Annotated in this window: 13 protein-coding genes; 8 read left to right on the forward strand and 5 right to left on the reverse strand. The window is 42.5% G+C overall.

The genetic code is table 11. The annotated features are described in order from the left end of the window. The first annotated feature begins 72 nt into the window (after positions 1-72). The 7 genes from ACSFVZ_RS09390 (at position 73) to ACSFVZ_RS09420 (ending at position 9,769) form a co-directional block, all read left to right on the forward strand. Entirely contained in the window at positions 73-735 is a 663-nt protein-coding gene (locus ACSFVZ_RS09390; protein ID WP_054552322.1) for a response regulator transcription factor, read from the forward strand. 162 nt (positions 736-897) lie between these two features. Beyond that, positions 898-2,403 carry a serine hydrolase gene (locus ACSFVZ_RS09395; protein WP_435558678.1) on the forward strand — a complete coding sequence of 502 codons (1,506 nt, stop codon included), beginning with the start codon at positions 898-900 and terminating at the stop codon, positions 2,401-2,403. A gap of 160 nt (positions 2,404-2,563) precedes the next feature. Continuing rightward, entirely contained in the window at positions 2,564-3,841 is a 1,278-nt protein-coding gene (locus tag ACSFVZ_RS09400; protein WP_135922991.1) for an efflux RND transporter periplasmic adaptor subunit, read from the forward strand. Further along, positions 3,838-4,590 (forward strand): ABC transporter ATP-binding protein, encoded by a 753-nt coding sequence (locus ACSFVZ_RS09405; RefSeq protein ID WP_135922992.1) that lies wholly within the window; start codon positions 3,838-3,840, stop codon positions 4,588-4,590. Before ACSFVZ_RS09400 ends, ACSFVZ_RS09405 begins: the two co-directional genes overlap by 4 nt. Continuing rightward, the gene (locus ACSFVZ_RS09410; protein ID WP_435558679.1) at positions 4,590-7,040 is read left to right on the forward strand and encodes an ABC transporter permease; all 2,451 of its coding nucleotides are present in this window, start codon (positions 4,590-4,592) and stop codon (positions 7,038-7,040) included. The genes ACSFVZ_RS09405 and ACSFVZ_RS09410 overlap by 1 nt, the downstream gene beginning before the upstream one ends. 62 nt (positions 7,041-7,102) lie before the next feature. After that, a complete protein-coding gene (locus ACSFVZ_RS09415) occupies positions 7,103-8,479 on the forward strand; it encodes a sigma-54-dependent transcriptional regulator (RefSeq protein ID WP_138558101.1) in 1,377 nt (458 codons plus the stop codon). Continuing rightward, positions 8,480-9,769 carry a sensor histidine kinase gene (locus ACSFVZ_RS09420; RefSeq protein WP_435558680.1) on the forward strand — a complete coding sequence of 430 codons (1,290 nt, stop codon included), beginning with the start codon at positions 8,480-8,482 and terminating at the stop codon, positions 9,767-9,769. Here ACSFVZ_RS09420 and ACSFVZ_RS09425 read toward each other — a convergent pair. The 5 genes from ACSFVZ_RS09425 to ACSFVZ_RS09445 form a co-directional block, all read right to left on the reverse strand. Beyond that, entirely contained in the window at positions 9,753-13,202 is a 3,450-nt protein-coding gene (locus ACSFVZ_RS09425; protein WP_435558681.1) for a PAS domain-containing hybrid sensor histidine kinase/response regulator, read from the reverse strand. The two genes, ACSFVZ_RS09420 and ACSFVZ_RS09425, sit on opposite strands and share 17 nt — an antisense overlap. A gap of 422 nt (positions 13,203-13,624) precedes the next feature. After that, a complete protein-coding gene (ylqF, locus tag ACSFVZ_RS09430) occupies positions 13,625-14,578 on the reverse strand; it encodes a ribosome biogenesis GTPase YlqF (RefSeq protein WP_138558098.1) in 954 nt (317 codons plus the stop codon). A 108-nt stretch (positions 14,579-14,686) separates the two neighbouring features. Then, on the reverse strand, positions 14,687-15,913 hold the full coding sequence (locus ACSFVZ_RS09435) for a sensor histidine kinase (RefSeq protein WP_435558683.1): 1,227 nt from the start codon (positions 15,911-15,913) through the stop codon (positions 14,687-14,689). Continuing rightward, complete coding sequence (locus tag ACSFVZ_RS09440; RefSeq protein WP_135923003.1) at positions 15,913-16,617, reverse strand: response regulator transcription factor; 705 nt, start codon at positions 16,615-16,617, stop codon at positions 15,913-15,915. Before ACSFVZ_RS09440 ends, ACSFVZ_RS09435 begins: the two co-directional genes overlap by 1 nt. 9 nt (positions 16,618-16,626) lie before the next feature. Further along, the gene (locus ACSFVZ_RS09445; RefSeq protein ID WP_253039033.1) at positions 16,627-19,011 is read right to left on the reverse strand and encodes a TonB-dependent receptor; all 2,385 of its coding nucleotides are present in this window, start codon (positions 19,009-19,011) and stop codon (positions 16,627-16,629) included. Between the two features lie 272 nt (positions 19,012-19,283). Between ACSFVZ_RS09445 and ACSFVZ_RS09450 the strand changes: the two genes are divergently transcribed. Next, positions 19,284-19,820: a YaeQ family protein gene (locus ACSFVZ_RS09450; protein WP_138558096.1), complete on the forward strand. Its 537-nt coding sequence runs from the start codon at positions 19,284-19,286 to the stop codon at positions 19,818-19,820. The last annotated feature ends 5 nt before the right edge of the window (positions 19,821-19,825 follow it).

Genomic DNA, 19,825 nt, shown 5'->3' on the forward strand with positions numbered 1-19,825 from the left:
ACTTACCTTCAGGCAAACCTTGTTTCAAAACGCAAAATCACTTATAACATAACGCATTGGAGAATCGAGGGAATGTCTTTAGCTGTGAACACCATAATCGCCGATGATCACCCGTTATTTAGAAGTGCATTGCGTCAAGCTGCCGCGACATCAGTGCCAGAAGAACATATCAAAGAAACCAGTGACATTGATGGTTTGTTTGCACTGTTAAGCGCTCACCCTGAGATTGAACTGATATTTTTAGACCTCACCATCCCTGGTGCAAATGGCCTACAAGCCCTTTCGCAATTACGTAACCACTACCCAGATATCTTAGTGATTATGGTCTCTGCCAATGAGACACCAGCCATAATAAAACAAGCAATGAGTCTTGGCGCTGCAGGCTACATTCCTAAGTCATCTTCTTTGGATGTCATCAGCGAAGCTATTAGTCATGTACTCAACGGCGACACTTGGTTACCACCTGAAGTAGATTTAACCGATGTAGTGATCAACGACGAACAAAGTGAATTTGCTCGCAACCTTGAAAAACTAACTCCACAGCAATACCGCGTACTAGCGATGATTGCCGACGGTTTATTGAATAAACAAATCGCCTTTGAAATGTCGATTCAAGAAACCACAATCAAACAACATGTGTCAGCGATTTTACGCAAACTAAATGTTTATAACCGCACCCAAGCGGGCATTTTGTTTAATCAGCTTTCGCAAGTTGGCAAAATCGAAGAAAGCTAATTTAAGCATTCACTCCCAGTTTTAATTTAAAATTCCCATAAATGGGAATTTTAAAACCAAGAAAAACAATAAAAGCCATTAACTTCAATACTTTAAAGATTGGCATATTCCTCGCTTTAGTGCTCACATCAAAAACTATCTAAGTAAAAATAATAGATACAAATGAACACTAAGGACAACATCGTGTACACAGCTTGCAAAAAACTTGGCAAAAAATTAATCCTTCCAACGATTACTCTTCTATCGCTTATTTTAAGTGCCTTTTCTGCACATGCAGATGAGCTTGACCAATGGCTGGTTGAGTTAATGCAAAAAAGAAATATTCCCGGGCTACAACTTGCAGTCGTTCGAGATAATAAAGTAATTAAAGTTGCCAGCTACGGAGTTGCAAATATTGAAGATAATATTGCAGTTGATGCCGACACTTTATTTGTGATTAATTCCGCAACTAAAGCCTTTGTTGGTGTGGCACTGATGCAGCTTGTTGAGCAAAAGAAATTAGACCTTAATGCGCCTATTGGCACTTACCTACCCGAGCTGCCAACTCAGTGGCACGCTATAACAACAAGAGAATTAATGAGCCATACATCAGGCTTACCTGACATAATAAAAGATGAAATTGCCAATCTAATCTCAGCTCAAGGACCCGATGACGCATGGCAACAAGTACAAACCAAACCATTAGAGTTCGAAACCGGCACCCGTTTTAAATATAACCAAACAAACTACGTCATTATTGGTAAGTTAATTAATAAGTTATCTGGGATGCCATTTCAGCAATTTATAGCAAAAAACCAGTTACAAAAAACTGAGATGAACAGAACACTTGAAGCGGGCTTTGGCAATCTCAACAATGTTGTAAAACACTCGGCTAGACGATACGAAAAGCAAGGTAATGAACTAATAAATTCAAGAGAAGCCATTTTCTCACCAATGCTACAAACCGCCGCAGGTATGGCCTCAACAGCAACTGAGCTAGCAAATTGGCTAGTGGCATTACAAACAAATCAATTTATTAATGCACAAAGTATTCAACAAATGTGGACCCCGACTCGACTAAAAAATGGTCATACTCAAGGCTTTAATCAGCGCTTAAATGGCTACAGTCTTGGTTGGCCTGTAATGGGACGAGAAGAACATCCGGCATTAGCTGCCATAGGTGGTAACAGAGCAGGTATCTTTGTTTACCCTGAAGATAATATGTCGATAGTAATCTTAACCAACTTGATTGGCGCAATGCCATCGCAATTTGTAGATGAAATTGCGGGCTTTTATATCCCTGAAATGAAACAAGAAAATGGCTTTGGTTTAGCGAAAAATATTAAACGCTTATGGCAAGTTCTTGAAGTGCAAGGCTATGAAAATGCAATTACAGCTGCGGATCAATTAGCTAAAGACGAGCAGATCCAATTTACTGAAAGCGATATTAACTTATGGGGTTATTCGCTTATTAACCAAGACAAACTCAATGAAGCGTTAGCGATTTTTAAACTAAATACGCACCTTTACCCACATAGTTACAATACCTTTGATAGCTTAGCAGAGGCATACTGGTACCTCGGTGATCTCAAGCAAGCAACCGCCAATTATAACCATGTGTTAAAGCTTAAACCTGATAACACACATGCTAAAAAGCAGCTGGCTAAGCTTGCAAAGTTACTACAGTAGACTGCACTTTATATCTGTCCCACTTTTGATTTTATTAATCCCAAAAGTGGGAAAACCCATCTCACCTAAAAACAACAAAACCTTTAAAACCAATAAATTAAACCTTGGCACGTTCCTCGCTTTTGTGTTGCTAAACCTACAATACAATGAAATATAGCCAATGGATTTAGACAGCACACTAAAACGCAAACCTCAGCAATCAAAAGCTAAAAAATGGCTTTTTGGTGCAGCTATTGGCGTGTCAGCTCTTGGCGCTTTAATGGCGTATCAATGGGCGACCCCAACCGTGGTTGCTGCAAGCCAACTGCAAATAGCAACCGTAGAACAAGCCGATTTTGTGGTAAAAATACGTGGCTTTGGCCGTTTAAAGCCAAAGTATCAACGTTATTTAACCAATACCGACACTGCAATGGTCGAAGCTATCCACGTTTATCCCGGCACTATCGTTAAAAAAGACACGGTGATTTTAAGCCTAGTAAACCCACAGCAAGCGCAGCGTTTATCGGTTGCTCGGCTAGAGCTTGCTCGCCAAAAAGCCAGTGTGAATGAGCAAACAATTAATCAGCAAAGTGAGCTACTTGAGCGCCAAGCAAATCTCGCCATATTAAAAAGTGAGCTGCAAAGCGCAGAGCTTAGAGTCGATGCCGAAAGCAAACTGATCGAGCAAGGAATTGTTTCAAGCCTCGATTACAAACGAAGCATGCTAAACGTTGCACAGCTTACAGAGCGCGTAAGTATCGAGCAGCAACGCCTTGCACAGCTTAAAGAAATGCACTTACAACGCAGCAAAATACAGCAAGAACTATTAAGCCAATTTGAGCTTAATTATCAAGTTGAGCAGCACGCTTTTGATCAGCTGCAAATAACGGCAGGCATCGATGGCATGCTGCAAGAGTTGAATGTTGAACTCGGCCAAAACCTCGTGCCGGGCACCCGCCTTGCGGTGGTTGGCTCAAATAAAGCACTCAAAGCAGAGCTAAGCGTGAAGCAAGCTGATGCCGAAAAAGTGGCACTTAATATGGCAGCAAAAGTAAATACCTTTAGCCAAGCTAGCCACGGTGAAGTTGATGCCAAAGTCACCCGAATTGACCCTATCGTTACCGATGGTCGAGTTATTATCGAACTTGATTTACAAGGCACTCTGCCTGCCAATGCCCGCCCCGATTTAAGCATTGAAGGCTATGTGGTTAGCAACATTATTCCCGATGCATTAACCATTAACGTGCCACAAAAAGCACAAGCACACAGCGAAGCCACGCTGTTTAAACTTAATCCAAATACCCAGTTAGCAACGCCAACCAATATCGAATTTGGTACACTCAGTGACAATCAAATTCAACTTTTAAGCGGTGCCACCGTGGGCGAACAGCTGATCATTTCAGACCTTTCTAAATGGCAGCATTTGGCAACAATAAAAATCGAACAGGACAGTTTATGAAAACCAATACGCTTATCTCATTAAACAAAATCGCCAAAGTTTATCGCGGCCAAAATGTTGAAACCTATGCATTAAAAGACATCAGCCTGAATATTAACCAAGGTGACTATATCTGCATTAGCGGCCCATCTGGCTGTGGTAAATCGACACTGCTGTCATTATTAGGCCTACTTGATAGCCCAACTGCTGGCGACTATTTCATTAAAGAAGTCGACACAAAAACCCTCGATATGGATCAGCAAGCTGAACTTAGAAACCTTCATATTGGTTTTATATTTCAGTCGTTTAACCTAATTGATGAATTATCGGTTTTTGACAACGTGGCACTGCCACTCACTTACCGAGAGCCAGCCATGAGCCCTAGCGAAATAGAGATTGCGGTAAAACAAGCCCTTGATGAAGTGGAAATGGGCCACCGTGCCCAGCACAAACCCAATCAATTATCCGGTGGTCAGCAACAGCGTATTGCCATTGCCCGCGCATTGGCTGGTAAGCCAAGCATTTTATTGGTGGATGAGCCAACCGGTAACCTAGATTCAAAAAATGGTGATGCTGTCATGGACTTGCTTGATGAGCTGAATAAAAAAGGCACCACCATTTGTATGGTAACCCATGACTTACGTTATGCCGGACGTGCTAAAACGCAACTTAAATTGCTAGATGGTGAAATTGTTTCCTACTCAGAAGCTCGCCAAGCACCTAGCAGCGACACCACAGAGCAAGTATTCGAAAGCGCCGAGGTGATGTAATGAAATTAACCAAAACACGCGCCCAACTAAGCTTAGCGTGGGCATCATTAATGAATGCACCGGGCTTTGTGACAGCGGTTATCGCAACGCTTGCTTTAACTCTTGCCACCTTATTTGTGGTGCTTAGCCTTGTTAACAGCTACTTTTTAAAGCCCCTTGATGTGTACGATGAAAGCCGCATGGTGGTGGTTGAGCAATCACTTACTTATGATGACTACGATGCCACCGGCTTTCAAAGCTATCAGTCGATGGTGCATTGGCTTAAGCATAATCAAAGCTTTGAACAAAGTATGATGATCAATGCGGGTGAGCAAATCTTTGCAAACCTTGATGGCGAGCCTAAAGAGCCTGTGCTGTATGTTGGCGGCAACTACTTTGACTTATTAAACACGCCATTTTTAATGGGACAAGGTTTTGACCTTGGAGAAACGCTAGAAACACCTGATGACCGCGTTGTTATCTCTGCTAACTTTTGGCGCAAGCATTACAACAGCGACCCGAACATTATTGGTAAAACACTCTCAGTCATGGCGGGTGAAACCGATTATGTTCACCGTATCGTCGGTGTTGTTGATGACTCATTCAGCCCACCTTACATGTTTAAAGCAAGCGATGTTGAAGTGTGGTTTCCATCAAGTGCGGACCGCCGTTTCTTTCACAATGACGATTGGCAAAGCCCATGGACAAACACTTTTAAAAACCTAAAACTGATTGCCGTTTTAAAGCCTGGGGTCAGCATAGATCAAGTTAAAGTCGATTTAAAACAACAAATTGATACGATTAAGTCAGAGTGGCTAAACAATGGTGGTATCACCGATGTAAAACCTGAAGTAACTCCTTACCGTGACGTTGAGCTGGGTAATAACGATGACTTAAGCTTGATGATGTTAGCCGGTGCGGTAGGGCTACTGATTATTGCAGTACTGAATGTAAGCACATTATTCTTCTCGCGCGCTCTTGCTCAACATAAAACCCTCGCCTTGCAGGCGGTGTTAGGTGCTAAACGCAGCACGTTATTTAAAAGTATCTTTTTACAGTCACTAATTTTAATGACCTTATCGGTAAGCATTGCACTGTTTTTATCGGTATGGGGCATACGTTTATTTAAAGTATTGGCAGAAGGACGATTACCACTGGTTAACAGCTTGGCGGTTGATAGCACGTTGGTTATTGTTGCCATCATACTGTGTGTTGCTCTTGCTTATATTTTCTCTGTAATTACAGCGCGTTTGGTAAATTACAAAACCCTAAATACGCAAATGCAGAACAGTGGAAAAGGCGGGGTTTCGCAGGTATCAGGCCGCACAGTACGGATTTTAATTGGCTCACAAATGTTTGTTGCCGCGCTGCTTGTTAGTTTTTCGGTGATGGTAGTCAGTAAAGCCATGGGCACGATTAACCGCCCACTCGGCAGTGATACCGAAAACCTGTATTTTGCCAACCTTTTCCAGCCAAATAATCAGATGTCATTGGCGGAGCGCTACGAACATATGCTGCAATACAAGCAGGTTTTGCTTGATAGCCAAGGCATTGATGATGTTGCCCTGGGTCACAGCCCTGTTTCGCAAAGACAAAACGCTAACACCTTGACAGATGTAAACGGTAAAAGCTCCGTTTTCTTCCCTAGTCAGTGGGTAGGGCCTGATTACTTTGCGTTAGTTAACACCAAAATTCTCGCCGGCCGCACCTTTAGCGAGCAAGCAATACGTGGTGAAACCAACGAGATACTGGTATCAGTCAGCGTGGCTGAGAATTTATTACCAGGCCAAGACTATCGAAATATCATCGGCAAGAGCTACCAAGGCTTAGAAGAAAAGATGTATGAAGTGGTGGGTGTAACCGAAGATTTTAATCACCCTAAATACTACGATGAGTCGTTTGGTCGTCACATTTGGTGGCCAGCGACACCATATAGCTACATGTTTACTATTAAAGCTACTGATGGCGTTAAGCTGACTAATAAACAAATACTTAATACGCTGAAAGAAAAGAACAGCGACTTAACCATGTGGCAGTTTAACGACTTACAGCAAGAGTACGACAATTTACTGTATATGAGCCGTCTGACCGTGGTTCTGTGTAGTACCTTAGCGTTATTTACTCTATTATTAGCAGCAATCGGTATTTTTGGGGTACTGAGCTATAACCTTGGTCTGCGCCGTTATGAGTTTGGTATTCGCATGGCATTAGGTGCGAAAAAAGCGCGCTTATTCAAGCTGATGAGTGTTGAAGCCATTATTCCTGTGCTCATTGGCTTTGCAGTTGCGCTCGCTGCGGTAATGGTGGGCTTTTACATGTTACAAGGGCAGCTAATGTCGTGGCTGGTGCTTGATGTAAGACTGCAATTACTCGCTTGGAGTATTACCTTATGTATTGCGCTATTCGCTTGCTTTAGACCTTTGGTTTTACTGCTTAAAGCAAAACCTATGGCCGCACTGCGTAACGATTAACAGCACAAAAGGCAGCTTTAGTTTTAGCTTAAGCTGCCTCAACAGGATAATAAGAAAACATCATGGACAAAATCTTAGTCATAGACGATCAAGCTGATGTACGTCTGGCTGCTATTGTTGCATTACAACAACTAGGCTTACCATGCCTTGAGGCCGAAGGCCCTGAACATGCGCTTGAGTTATTAAAAACCGAGCACATTAGCCTGATTTTGCTCGATATGAACTACAAGCTCGACACTACCTCAGGTGAAGAGGGATTACGCTTTTTAAAGCAACTAAATCAATTAGGTTCAACCATACCAGTCATTGTAATGACCGCATGGGCTAGCATTGATGTTGCCGTAAAAGCCATGCAATTAGGGGCTGTCGACTTTGTTGAAAAACCGTGGAATAACCTACGCTTAACCGCCGTTGTGCAACAACAACTAAAACTTAAGCAAAGTAATCACGACAACGCGTGCTTAAAGGCACTTACCAGTGACTCACAAGCACATTACATAGCCCAATCAGAAATCATGCAGCTGTTACTCGCCAAAGCTGAGCGCGCTGCAAAAACCGATGCCAGTATTTTAATTACCGGCGAAAATGGCACAGGCAAAAGCTTATTGGCACATTATATTCATCAGCATTCACTCAGAGCTGATAAACGCTATGTAAGCGTGAATGTTGGCGCCATTGCCCCAACGCTATTCGAAAGCGAATTATTTGGTCATAAGAAAGGCGCTTTCACTGATGCCAAAGAAGACCGCTTAGGACGGTTTGAAATTGCCGAAGGCGGCACCTTATTTTTAGATGAAATTGCAACGTTAAGCCTCGAGCTGCAAAGTAAAATGCTCCGCGTGCTAGAAAGCAAAGAGTTTGAAGTGCTAGGCTCAAGCCAAACCAAAACCGCCGATGTTCGCATTATTTCTGCCACCAATAGTGAATTAGCTACAGCCATTGAGCAGGGTGAGTTCCGCCGTGACTTATTATTTAGGCTTAATACCATTGAACTGCACATTCCACCTCTTCGCGACAGAAAAGACGACATTGCCCCATTAGCTGAACACCTGTTGTTAGTGCATGGTAAAAAATATCAACGCGCAAATATGGCGCTCAGTAATGATGCCCTAAAGGCGCTAAAAAATTACAGCTGGCCTGGTAATATTCGTGAGCTAAGCCACTGCATTGAACGCGCAGTGATCATGAGCGATAACAATAATATTCAAGCCAATGACCTCATTTTAGATCAACCAAGTTGCGAGCAAACGAATAGTAATGCGGAACAGGCTTTGCCACTATTGCCCCTTGAAGAACTTGAAAAACAAATGATTCAAAAAGCGCTGCTGCAATTTAATGGCAATGTTATCGCCGCAGGAGAATTTTTAGGATTAAGTAAATCGGCGATTTATCGTCGCATTGATAAACATCAGCTCGATTTAAAAGAAGTAGAACGCTAAATGAGTAGCAAGTTGTCGTTAGAGCAGCGTATTCGACGCTATTTTTATATGGTTATAGCGCTGCTATTAACGCTTGGCATTGCCCTTTCGCTCAGCTTAAAACTAGATTGGTTTGCCAGTATCAGCCTGTTATTGCCGTTTATCGGGATAAGCGCTTTTGCTTTAATTAAAAGCTACCGTGTGTTCACCGATGTGGTTGAACGCTTTGGTCTGCAACTAGATGCACTGGCAAATGACGAAAGTAATAGTTGGCATTTAGCGTCTTACCAAAGTGGACGAGTTGCAGCGCTAAAGCAAGATTTTGCCAAGCTCAGCAATAAAATAGCCAAGAACAAACGCCATTATATGCAAACAGAAGAGTTTGTTTTTGAGTTTGCCAGCATGCTGGACTTACCCATCGTTATACTAGACCCCCATAGCTTGATTTACTTTAGTAATAAGGCGTTTAAAAACAGTATTAACCATCACCAGATTGAAGGTAAATCGGCCAGCGACTTAGGCATTGCCCTGCATGATGGCGAGTGGCAACAAAACAGTGACTCACTGTTTAAACAACGCTTTCAAATCTCATCGCAGACTTTTTGGCGGACTGGCAGAAACTTTGAATTACTAACCTTCTTTTCAATTGAGCAACAGCTTCGCGATAATGAACAACTTGTTTGGCAACGGTTAATTCGAGTGTTAAATCATGAAGTGCGTAACTCACTCACGCCGATTTATTCAATGAGTCAGTCATTGCAAACCCTTAAACGCCAAGGGCAAATTAGCAGTCACGATGATCTCGCCCAAGATATGCTGCAAGTAATAGAAAAACGCGCCCAGCACTTGCTTGATTTTGTGGCCAGTTACAGTGCGTTTGCCAAGCTACCACCCGCACAAAAACAGGTAATCAGTAGCGAGCAATTAAACACTCGCTTAAGCGCTATCTTTCCTGAACTAGTAATAAATAGCAGCGAAGAGTTACATTTTAATGCCGACTTAGGGCAGCTAGAACAAGCGTTAATCAACTTGATAAAAAATGCCTTTGAAGCAGGTAGCAATTCAGCCCCTACCCTCACTTGGTCAAGACAAGGTAATAACTTAAGTATTGCAATTAGCGACCAAGGTTGTGGTATTCAAAACCCCGATAACTTGTTCGTGCCATTTTACTCAACCAAAGCAAATGGCACAGGTATAGGGCTTGTGATCACCCGAGAACTTGTGCGCAACCAAGGCTTTGAGTTATCAATAAACTCAAAACCCCAGCAAGGCACACAAGCTACAATTACTGTGCCTAAGTCAGTCGCTTAATCATGCGTTTTAAGGCGGGCGCTTTCAGAGGCTTATAAAGCAATGGATAGCCCGCATCGAGCACTAACTCGCGTATACCTTCATCATGATTTGCGGTATTAACGATAGCTGGTAAACATGTTAGTGCGGCTTGCTCAATTACTTCAAGGCCTGTTACTCCATCATCAAGCTGATAATCAATAATCAACAATTGCGGCAGGGCTTGGCTTGCCTTTAGCTGCTCAAGCTCCGCTAAATTAGTGGCCGTTGAGATTTCGCAGCCCCAGTTCTCAAGTAACTGTTTTAATGCCTCTAACACGTTGCGGTCGTTATCAAGCAACCAAATACGCAATTGCCCTAGCTCTGTTTCTTGTGATGCCTCTGCACCTTTGGTTTGCGCTGGTGCAGCGCTAACTTTACAAGGTAGTGTTAGGGTAAATTGCGTACCTTTACCAAGTTCAGATCCCATCACTAGGGGTATTTTCAGCAAATCACAAATACGTTTGGTAATAGCCAGCCCTAAACCTAAGCCTTCAGCACTTGGTTTTGCACCAAGCTGTTTAAACTCTTGGAAAATCGTTTGCTGATCATTGGCAGCAATACCAATACCGGTATCTTCAACAATAAACGACACATGATTATCTTCGTACTGCATTTTTAATCGCACTTCACCTTGCTCTGTGTAACGAATCGCATTACTCAAAAGGTTACGCAGTACTCGGCGTAATAGCGCTTTGTCGGTATGCAGGCGCACATCGCAGGTTTCAACAATAAATTTCAAACCTTTTTCACGCGCTAAAGCTTCGTAATCATTGCGAAGTGGTTCAACAAGAGAACTGGTTGCAAATTCGCTCATTTGTACTTTAAACGAGCCAGAGTCAAGTTTGGTTAACTCTAAAATACTCGATAACAACTCTTCTGCACTGCCCAGTGAATTTTTTATATTCATCGCCAGCTCTTTAAGCTCGGTGTCTTGGGCTTTTTCATTCATTAAAGAACAAAATAAACTCGCGGCATTAAAAGGCTGTAATAAATCGTGGCTGGCAGCCGCAAAAAACCGTGTTTTACTGACCGTTGCTTGCTCTGCCACTTGCTTTGCCATCGACAACTCTTGGTTTGCCTGTGTTAGCGCCAAGGTGCGTGCTGCTACCTTTTCTTCAAGGCTAACATTAGCCTCTGTTAGCGCTTTTTGTTGTTTTACGAACTCGGTGATGTCTGTATAGGTTGTTACAAAGCCGCCACCTGGCAGTGGGTTACCTTGCATTTCAAACACACGGCCATCATTGTGCGAGCGCTGGTATTTATAAGCACTGCCTTGGCGTAAATAGGCTAAGCGTTTTTCAACTTCGCTGGTCATGCTCTCGCCGCTAAATAAGCCGCGCTCGGCATTAAAACGAATAATGTCAGCAACAGGGCGGCCTATGTAGAGCGCATCATCTGGGTAGGCGAACATGTTTTTGTAGCCTTGATTCCAGGCTACCAGCCGCAGCTCACTATCAACTACACTGATCCCTTGTTGAATGTTTTCGATTGTTGATTGCAGTAAATCACGATTAAATTTAAGTACTTGGCTTGCTTCATCAACAAACTCAGCAACCTGCTCTAGAGGCTGGCGCTGCTCATTTTTCGCCACATCTAAAATTAGCCGTGCCGATGCGCCACCGATCACCGCTGACATCTCGCGCTCAACTAATAGCTCTAACTCGACATTGGCAGGGCGCTTCCACTTACTTTTATCATCCGGAAAGTAATGATTTACCAAAGACTGCGCCGCTTCTTTTTCGGCAAATCGCTGCAAAAGTGCACCTAGGTCGTGATAGCTCAAGGGCTGCAGATGATTACTCACCCGAGAATCACTCAGCTGCGATACAAACTTATTGCTCTGTAAGCGTTCAGCTAAGGTTGCACGACTAAATAGCGGCACTAAAAAATACACTAAACAGTTCGCACCTAACGACAGCAACAAGGCTTGGCTGATACTTTCCATGCCTAAAGAAAATAAATCGGTAGGCGCGAGCCAGCTAATTCCCCAAGGTCCATCCACAAGCCATAAGCTATCGCGACCTAAACCTCCAGCAATATTTGGCAGTAAGAGTGTGTAACCCCAAATGATAAAGCCACTTAAAATGCCCAATTGTGCACCGCGACAGGATGCTTGTCGCCACCATAAGCCAATGATCATGGCCGGTGAAAATTGTGCAACTAAGGTAAACGACATTAAACCCACATTGGCAAGGGTTGTACTTTCGCCAAGAACCCGGTGAGTAAAATAACTAAGCAATAAAATCAGTACGATAACGATTTTACGCGCATGTAATAGGTTGTTTTTATCAAGTCCGCGGCTACTCGATGTGAGCTGTGAGCGGCGTAAAATAAATTGATTAATAAAGTCATTGGTGATCATCACTGAAAGCACAATGGATGACACAATCACCATACTGGTTGCCGCTGAAAAGCCGCCTAAAAACGCCAATAGCGCCACAAAGGCATCATCAGCCGCCATAGGTAGCGCCAATACAAAGGTGTCGTAACCGACTTCTTGACCTTGAAAGTAAATTAATCCAGCGTATGCAATTGGTAGAATAAACAGGTTGATAAGTAATAAGTAAATCGGGAATAGCCAACGTGCCGAGGCCAATTCTTTATCGTTATTTTTCTCGATAAAGCTCATGTGGAACTGCCTTGGCAAACATAAGGTCGCCAAAATACCAAGTAAAGTATGGGCAACATACACATAGGTCGGGCTTTGTGTAGCAGCCACTTGCTGATCAATATTTAGTTCATGGGCTTTATCGTACAGTGCCACTGGGCTGTCGAATAGAGCAAAGCACACATACAAACCCACAGCTAAAAATGCCAATAACTTAACCACAGATTCAAAGGCAATACTGGCAATAAGACCGGGGTTATGTTCGCTAGGCTTTAAGCGCCTTGCACCAAATAAAATAGCAAACAGTGCTAATACAAGCGTGATATAAAAAGTACTATCGGCCCATACTTCATGGCTTTGCATCATTGAACGGTTAGTTAATAAATTAATACTTTGTGCGGTAGCACTTAGCTGCAAAGAAATATAAGGCACAATAGCAATCACTGAAATCAATGAAATGAGCCCTGATAAGCTCGACGACTGACCATATCGCGTAGCAATAAAATCTGCCATCGAGGTTATTTTTTGCTGCCTACAAATATGCGCTATACGGCAATACACTCGCCAACCAAAAATAAATAGCAAAATAGTGCCGGCATAAGTCGGTGCTAGCCACCAGCCATTATATGCAGCTTGTGCTGTGGTACCAAAAAACGCCCAAGAGGTGCAATACACTCCAAGCGATAAACCATAGGTTAAGCCTTTAAAAGGCAATACTTTTCTTTTATCAGCCCAGCCTGCAACCGCAAATAAAATTGCCAGATATACAATTGCAAGAAGGCTTATTGACCAAATTGAGAACATCGTGTGTTTTTATTTTAATTGTTATAGCACCAGCATAGTTTTTATTGCGCGTAATTTACAGCCTAACTTTAGTGCTAATGCATTGTATTGCTGAAGTTTAAAAAACAAACACAAAGAAATGAGAATTATTTTCAATTGAGTGTTGACAGACACGTAAATCTAATTGATAATCACTATCAACAAGACAGTAAAGTGTTATGACTTGTTCGGAATAAACTGATTTGTTTCTCGACCCTGAAACACGTGTGGCCCACGATAAAGCTAAGATCGCCTGTTGCTAATCGCAACGCCCCTTGATATTGGCAACAGGTGATCGCCCTACTATTTTACTTGCTACATTGCTCATATCGGTGACGGTAGATATGAAACTAAAAAAGCCCTTACAGGGCTTTTTTTATGTCTGAAAAACAAATGATGGCTGGTTAACGGCGATTCTTACGCGCACGCGCTCGGCGTTGTTTTTTCTCTTCTTCTTTTGCGGCTTTTTTTGCCTCTGCGGCAGCGCGAAGCTGTGCAACCATTTGCTCTTCTTCTTCACGCATGGCCGGTGTTTCCATGGTAATACGACCAATAATGCCATCGCGTAATTCGTTAATAAGAATTTCAGACATCTTGTAAGTATCGATTTGATTACCGCCGCGGATACAGCCACGCTTTTTACCTGCCATTTCAACAAACTCCCAGTCAGACTCTGGTAGCTCGTCAATTTTATAACGGCTTTTTAAAAGCTCTGGGTATGCATGCAGTAAATATTCAGCGGTGTAACTAGCCACTTCTTCGTAATCGATAGCGGTATCACGAATTGCACCGGTTGCTCCTAAACGATAACCTGAGTTTTCGTTTTCTACTTTAGGCCACAACATGCCCGGCGTGTCGTAAAGCATAATGCCATCGTCAAGCTTAATACGTTGCTGCGCTTTTGTTACCGCAGGTTCATTACCTGTTTTTGCCACAATACGGCCGGCTAAGGTATTAATAAGTGTTGATTTACCAACATTTGGAATACCCATGATCATGGCTTTAATTTGTTTATCAGCGCCTACTTTATGCGGTACTAATTTTTTACAAAGCTCATTAATACGGTGCACTTCACCTGCTTTATCATTACCAAAATCAATCGCTTTCACGCCACTTTGCTGCTCAAAGTAGTCTTTCCAAGCTTGCGTCAACTTAGGATCAGCTAAGTCCGCCTTGTTCATGATTTTGATCACCGGCTTGTCGCCACGAAGCGCAGTAACCATTGGGTTTTCACTACTGTAAGGAATACGGGCATCAAGTACCTCAATGATCACATCCATCTGTGGCATGATTTCTTTAATTTCGTTGCGGGCTTTGTTCATGTGACCCGGGAACCACTGTATTCCTGCTCTACTCATTAGATTATTAAGCTCTTTATTTTAAAGGCTAACGCCATGGGGATTTTGCTGATAGGTATAGTTTACTACATCAAGCAGGATTGTTTAAAAATAAAATCATGCCTTCCATCACCACGAAAGACGAGCGACTACATGCGCTGTATCTGCATGCAGTGAGAATGACCAACCATTGCGCTCACATAAGCGTTGCACAATTCCTAAACCTAAGCCGTAGCCGTGAGAAGCTGTTTCAGTCGCCGTATGTTGGGCATCACCGTCACTGAACTGATTAGTGATTAATAATTCATGCTCTTTAATCAAAATTGCAATCGGTTCCTGTCCTGCAAGGGTATGCTCAAACGCGTTTCGCACCAGGTTATTAACGGCAATAGAAAATGCCTGTGCATGCCCATAAATTATGGGGTTGGCGAGCTCATCAAGTTCAACACCAACAAGCTTACCGTTTAACAAATAGCGTTGCTGCTCTACTGCTTTTCTTACCAGTGGCATTACTAAAAACTGCTCATCATACAAGCCATCATCAGTTTCACGAGCAAGACACAAAAACATTTCGATCATTGTATTCATGTCGTGTGTTGCCCGCCTTACACGATCTAGCACCTTCATATCGGCAGGAGTCAATTGGCTTTGTTCTAAAAGCTCTAGGGCGCCGGTAATGACTGTCACTGGCGTACGCAATTCATGGCTTGCTGAGTCTGTAAAATAGCGTTCTCTTGCGATGAATGCACTCACTCGCTCAAAAGCCTGCTCTATTGTATTTGCGAGCATGCCAACTTCATCATTTGTATATCGGTTAGCATGTATACGCTTGTAATCTTCGTTTGATAATTGCTCAGGATCAATGTCGGCCACAGCTTTAGCAAGTTGAGTTACGGGAGCCAAAGCTCGACGCATCACAACAATTCCAAGCCCAAAGCCTAATAACCCCAATGTTCCTACAAGGCTGCTAATAATAAGTAATAACCACCAATCCTCTGACGAAGAAGCCTCAATCTGCGCGACATCAAACACTACAAACCCAGGTGACTGCTCATTGCCTGTATCAATTACGGCAACATGTAATTCTTCGCTATCAAATTCATACAAGCCTACTGCTGGATTTGTTTGCGCCCACGCATGAAGTGATTGAGGTAAGTTATCTACTTTATCGTACGCCTTAAGATTGGTAGTAATAGCAGGGTAGTTATCTGATGCAACTTGCAATTGCTGGGTTAGCACGCGATCTTCACTCAATCTTATTGCAGCAAAGAAAGCAAACCCCCATGCAATACTCAGCACAGCCACACACATTGCAAATGCGATAGCGACACGTTTGTGCAAACTATGCCGATACATTATTGCACGTCCTTTGCAATTCGATAGCCAATACGGTGCACAGTATGAATCAAAGGCGTATCAAATGGTTTATCAATTGCCTGTCTTAACTTGTACATGTGCGAACGAAGCGCGTCACCATCGGGAGGCTCATCTGCCCATAATAAAGTTTCGAGACTATCGCGTGTAACAACAGAAGGAGATACCTCCATTAACCGCTGCAATAACTTCATACTTGCAGGATTAAGCTCAATAAGCTGGCCTGCACGATGTACTTGCAAGGTGGACTTATTCATCGTTAGATCAGACACAGTCAATACCTTGTTGGTATTGCCGTGACTCCGCTTATAAAGAGCTTGAAGGCGCACATGTAACTCTTGCAATGCGAATGGCTTTACCAAATAATCGTCGGCTCCTACTGCAAATCCTCTCAGTTTATCATCAAGCGTGTCTCTCGCAGTGAGCATAAGTACAGGTGTTTCAACGTCAGCTTCAGCTCGCAACTTTTGACAAAAGTGTAAGCCATCCATCCCTGGAAGCATTAGGTCTAAAACAATGACATCAAACTTGTTGTTCATCGCTAGTTGCATTGCACTTATACCGTCATAAGCAAAGTCCAAGAGATAACAGTGCCTTTCTAGATACGCAGCAATATTCGCACTAATGTCACGATTATCTTCAACAATCAAAGCTCTAATCGGCTCAGTATTCAAAGCATCTAGCATTTTTCTTCCTTACCAAGCGTAATCTAATCGCAATCCGATCAGCGGTTCAGCTTCGCTATCGTCAACGACTTCAATCCCTCGGCGGTAATCAAACTCAGTGTCATCAGCTGATGAAGCTGCCGTGACATTTATAACATCAAGGAAGGCGGTAACATCAATAGGACCAAAGGCACGTCGGTAATCTACACGAACATTCAATGAGCCTGATCCTTCTTTACGGCCAACATTACGCTCTGTAATTTCCTTAGAGTAACGCAAAGGCTGCCCTGGCCCCAAAACATCTTCATGTACAATAAATATGTCATCTGGTCTGCCTGAAAGGTATTTATATCGTCCAGCAAGTTTCCAACGGTCACTTATCTCCCATGTCAGCCCTAACGTGGCAACATGTTCACGACTAAATTCAGCAGCTACGTCGCCAAAACCATCCTTTCGGTCTACGACCGCATCATTGTAAGAATAGGTTGCACTGGCGTAAAGACCTTCGAAAATAGTAGCATTAAGCACAAAATCAGCACCATATGAAGTACCATCACCATCATTTGCATAAGTTCCACTGGTACGGTCTAGGTCAACCACTAAGTCGCTAAGTTGCTGATAATAAACTTCCGTTAGTAATGACCAGTTGGCATTAGGGAAATATTTAAAACCAACACTCGTATGGGTAATTTTTTCAGTTTTAAGATTATTAGTCTCGTTAGCTGCAAGTTCTAAATATCGCGGTGACTGATGAAATAACCCCGCCGTTGCAAAATACCTTACCTTTTGACTTGGCATCCAGTTGATGCTGAATCGAGGTGATATAAAACTTTCATCAGCAAACCCATCTCGTTCAAATCGTAAACCTGTACCAAAATCCCAATCACCCATTTCAAAAATTTGTTCTATGTAGCCTGTATAGTTTACTTCTTTCAAAGACGTGACTGAATTAAGGCTTTCAGGGGTTAGTACAATAAACTTTTGCTGTGGGTCTGGTCTATAATCGTCACTATCATAAACATACCGATTCCATTCACCATCTAAAAAGGTGCTGTAATCTAGTTCAATTTGCGTAATTCGGGCACCGACGCTCAACATCCCTAATTGATTTTCTACCTCAAAATCACTTCTCCAACCAATTTCTGTTTCACCTTCAGATATAGTGATAATGTCTTCTCGAATAGGGTATTCAGAAGCAGGTGTTCCCTCGGGCACAAGATCTGGATAAGCCTCACCTTCAGAGCTCAATTTATCACTTTTTCGGTAGTAAACTTTATTAGTCAAAACAGCAGTTTCACCAAGTAATGTGGTCAATGTTAAACCATACAAGTCACTATCTTGCTCGGCATTTTGCAATGCAGTATCTTCAAAATTAGGTGATTCAGAAACATGCTCAACGCCACGAGTATATTTCTCATGCGTATCCATGAGTAACACTTCAAAAGTGTTATTTTGATTAATGGGTATCACTGATTTAAAAATAATATCCCTTAAAACAGGTTCACCAATATCTAGCTCTTCGATAGTTTCAAACAAGGCACCAAAATCTAACCGCCTTGCAGAAAAAAGCATAGTTGCTTCATCAGTGATATTTATAGGGCCGTCATAACCAACTTCATAACCAGCAAGGTCGTAGCGAAAACTTGCTGATGGACTAGGGTTACCATCGGCCACTTCTAGCTTCAGTAAAGACCCTGCACGACCACCATAAGCTGCTTGCCACCCGCCGGGTGAAAATTCTGCTCCATTTATCACATTGGGGGCAAATATAGAAAAGCGACCACCGCCGCCTACATCTTCCTCTTCACCTAACGTCGCATCAAAGTGAATAGCTTTATCAAAAGGAAAATCATCAACAAAGAGTAAATTATCTCTTGGGCCTCGACCACGCACACTAAAACTTGCAAATTCACTGTCAGATGCGACACCTGGCAATCCATCTAGAGAAAGTAGTGGATCTGCACCTCCTCCCACGGCACTTCGCAGAGATTCTCTGTCGAGATAGGTGCTAGAGCCTGAAGTAAATGTATCAGCTTGTTGGGCTCTTACTTCAACTACTTCTATGGCTTGTTCTCTAAGGTCAAATTCAACCTTCGTATTTTTACGAGTTACAACGCGAATACTTGGTTCGTATAAAGCCGCAAAGCCACTTTTTGTAATCTTTATTGAGTAAAGGCCCGGGTCGAGTTGCTCAACAACAATACGCCCTTGTAGATCAGTTTGTAAGGTTTGTATTGCAGAGGTTTCTCGTTCCTTAAGTATGACTTGTGCGTTTGGAAGTGGTCGATCTGTAGTCTGATTTTTAACAATAACCGTTATTGCCCCAGGCTCTTCTACTGCGTAAGAGTAAAATGCCAAACTACTCAACAATAGCCATGTAAATGACCAGAGTATCTGTCTAAATTGTTCTTTCATAATTGCGTCCCTCTTGGCATCAACCATGATCTTGATTTCAATAACTTGCACATACTTTCATCCTCCCAAATAGCCCTAATTATTGAATTCGAATTAATCAACTTTAGACGTTAGCAAAGTAAATGTGACTAAAATGTCACCGGCGTAATTTAGGTTTATGAATGCTGCCTGTGATAATAAATAAGGATTAACCAAAAGTTTCGCTGGAGATATTTAAGCGTCGGTAAGATTAATTGCGCTATAATGGCGCAAATTTTTTCAAGTAAGCAGTTATGGCTCTTAAATCAACCATTATTAAAGCGCAATTATCGCTAAGCGATATGGACCGCCACATTTATCAAGATTTCAATTTAACACTGGCACAACATCCATCAGAAACCGAACAACGCTTGATGATCCGCTTGTTAGCTTTTGCACTTAATGCTCGTGAAGGCTTAGAGTTTACGAAAGGCTTATGCGCAGATGACGAGCCAGAGCTTTGGCACATTAACTACAGCGAAGAAATTGAATTATGGATTGAGTTAGGTTTACCTGATGAAAAACGTCTAAAAAAAGCCTGCAATAAAGCCAAGCAAGTTGTTTTGTATACTTACGGTGAAAATAACCAAGCAATTTGGTGGCAAAAACATCAGCCTAAGTTGTATGATTTTAAAAACTTGAGTATTTTTAGTCTCGATTATGCTGCTACCCAAGCACTAGCAGAGTTAGCCGATCGTAATATTAAGCTCACCATCACAGTTCAAGATGGCGAAGTATGGGTTAGCTCAGATACAGCAAATATCGAAATTAAACCGCAACAGTTAATGTAAGGAAT

Origin of the sequence: Pseudoalteromonas nanhaiensis, from assembly GCF_051235485.1 — a bacterium.
GTDB classification, from domain to species: domain Bacteria; phylum Pseudomonadota; class Gammaproteobacteria; order Enterobacterales; family Alteromonadaceae; genus Pseudoalteromonas; species Pseudoalteromonas lipolytica_C.

Excerpts from the sequence above, each read along its gene's own strand:
- ACSFVZ_RS09450 (WP_138558096.1), top strand. The coding sequence starts at position 19,284 with ATGGCTCTTAAATCAACCATTATTAAAGCGCAATTATCGCTAAGCGAT.
- ACSFVZ_RS09435 (WP_435558683.1), bottom strand. The coding sequence starts at position 15,913 with ATGTATCGGCATAGTTTGCACAAACGTGTCGCTATCGCATTTGCAATG.
- ACSFVZ_RS09420 (WP_435558680.1), top strand. The coding sequence starts at position 8,480 with ATGAGTAGCAAGTTGTCGTTAGAGCAGCGTATTCGACGCTATTTTTAT.
- ACSFVZ_RS09425 (WP_435558681.1), bottom strand. The coding sequence starts at position 13,202 with ATGTTCTCAATTTGGTCAATAAGCCTTCTTGCAATTGTATATCTGGCA.
- ACSFVZ_RS09415 (WP_138558101.1), top strand. The coding sequence starts at position 7,103 with ATGGACAAAATCTTAGTCATAGACGATCAAGCTGATGTACGTCTGGCT.
- ylqF (WP_138558098.1), bottom strand. The coding sequence starts at position 14,578 with ATGAGTAGAGCAGGAATACAGTGGTTCCCGGGTCACATGAACAAAGCC.
- ACSFVZ_RS09405 (WP_135922992.1), top strand. The coding sequence starts at position 3,838 with ATGAAAACCAATACGCTTATCTCATTAAACAAAATCGCCAAAGTTTAT.
- ACSFVZ_RS09400 (WP_135922991.1), top strand. The coding sequence starts at position 2,564 with ATGGATTTAGACAGCACACTAAAACGCAAACCTCAGCAATCAAAAGCT.
- ACSFVZ_RS09410 (WP_435558679.1), top strand. The coding sequence starts at position 4,590 with ATGAAATTAACCAAAACACGCGCCCAACTAAGCTTAGCGTGGGCATCA.
- ACSFVZ_RS09390 (WP_054552322.1), top strand. The coding sequence starts at position 73 with ATGTCTTTAGCTGTGAACACCATAATCGCCGATGATCACCCGTTATTT.
- ACSFVZ_RS09395 (WP_435558678.1), top strand. The coding sequence starts at position 898 with ATGAACACTAAGGACAACATCGTGTACACAGCTTGCAAAAAACTTGGC.
- ACSFVZ_RS09445 (WP_253039033.1), bottom strand. The coding sequence starts at position 19,011 with ATGAAAGAACAATTTAGACAGATACTCTGGTCATTTACATGGCTATTG.
- ACSFVZ_RS09440 (WP_135923003.1), bottom strand. The coding sequence starts at position 16,617 with ATGCTAGATGCTTTGAATACTGAGCCGATTAGAGCTTTGATTGTTGAA.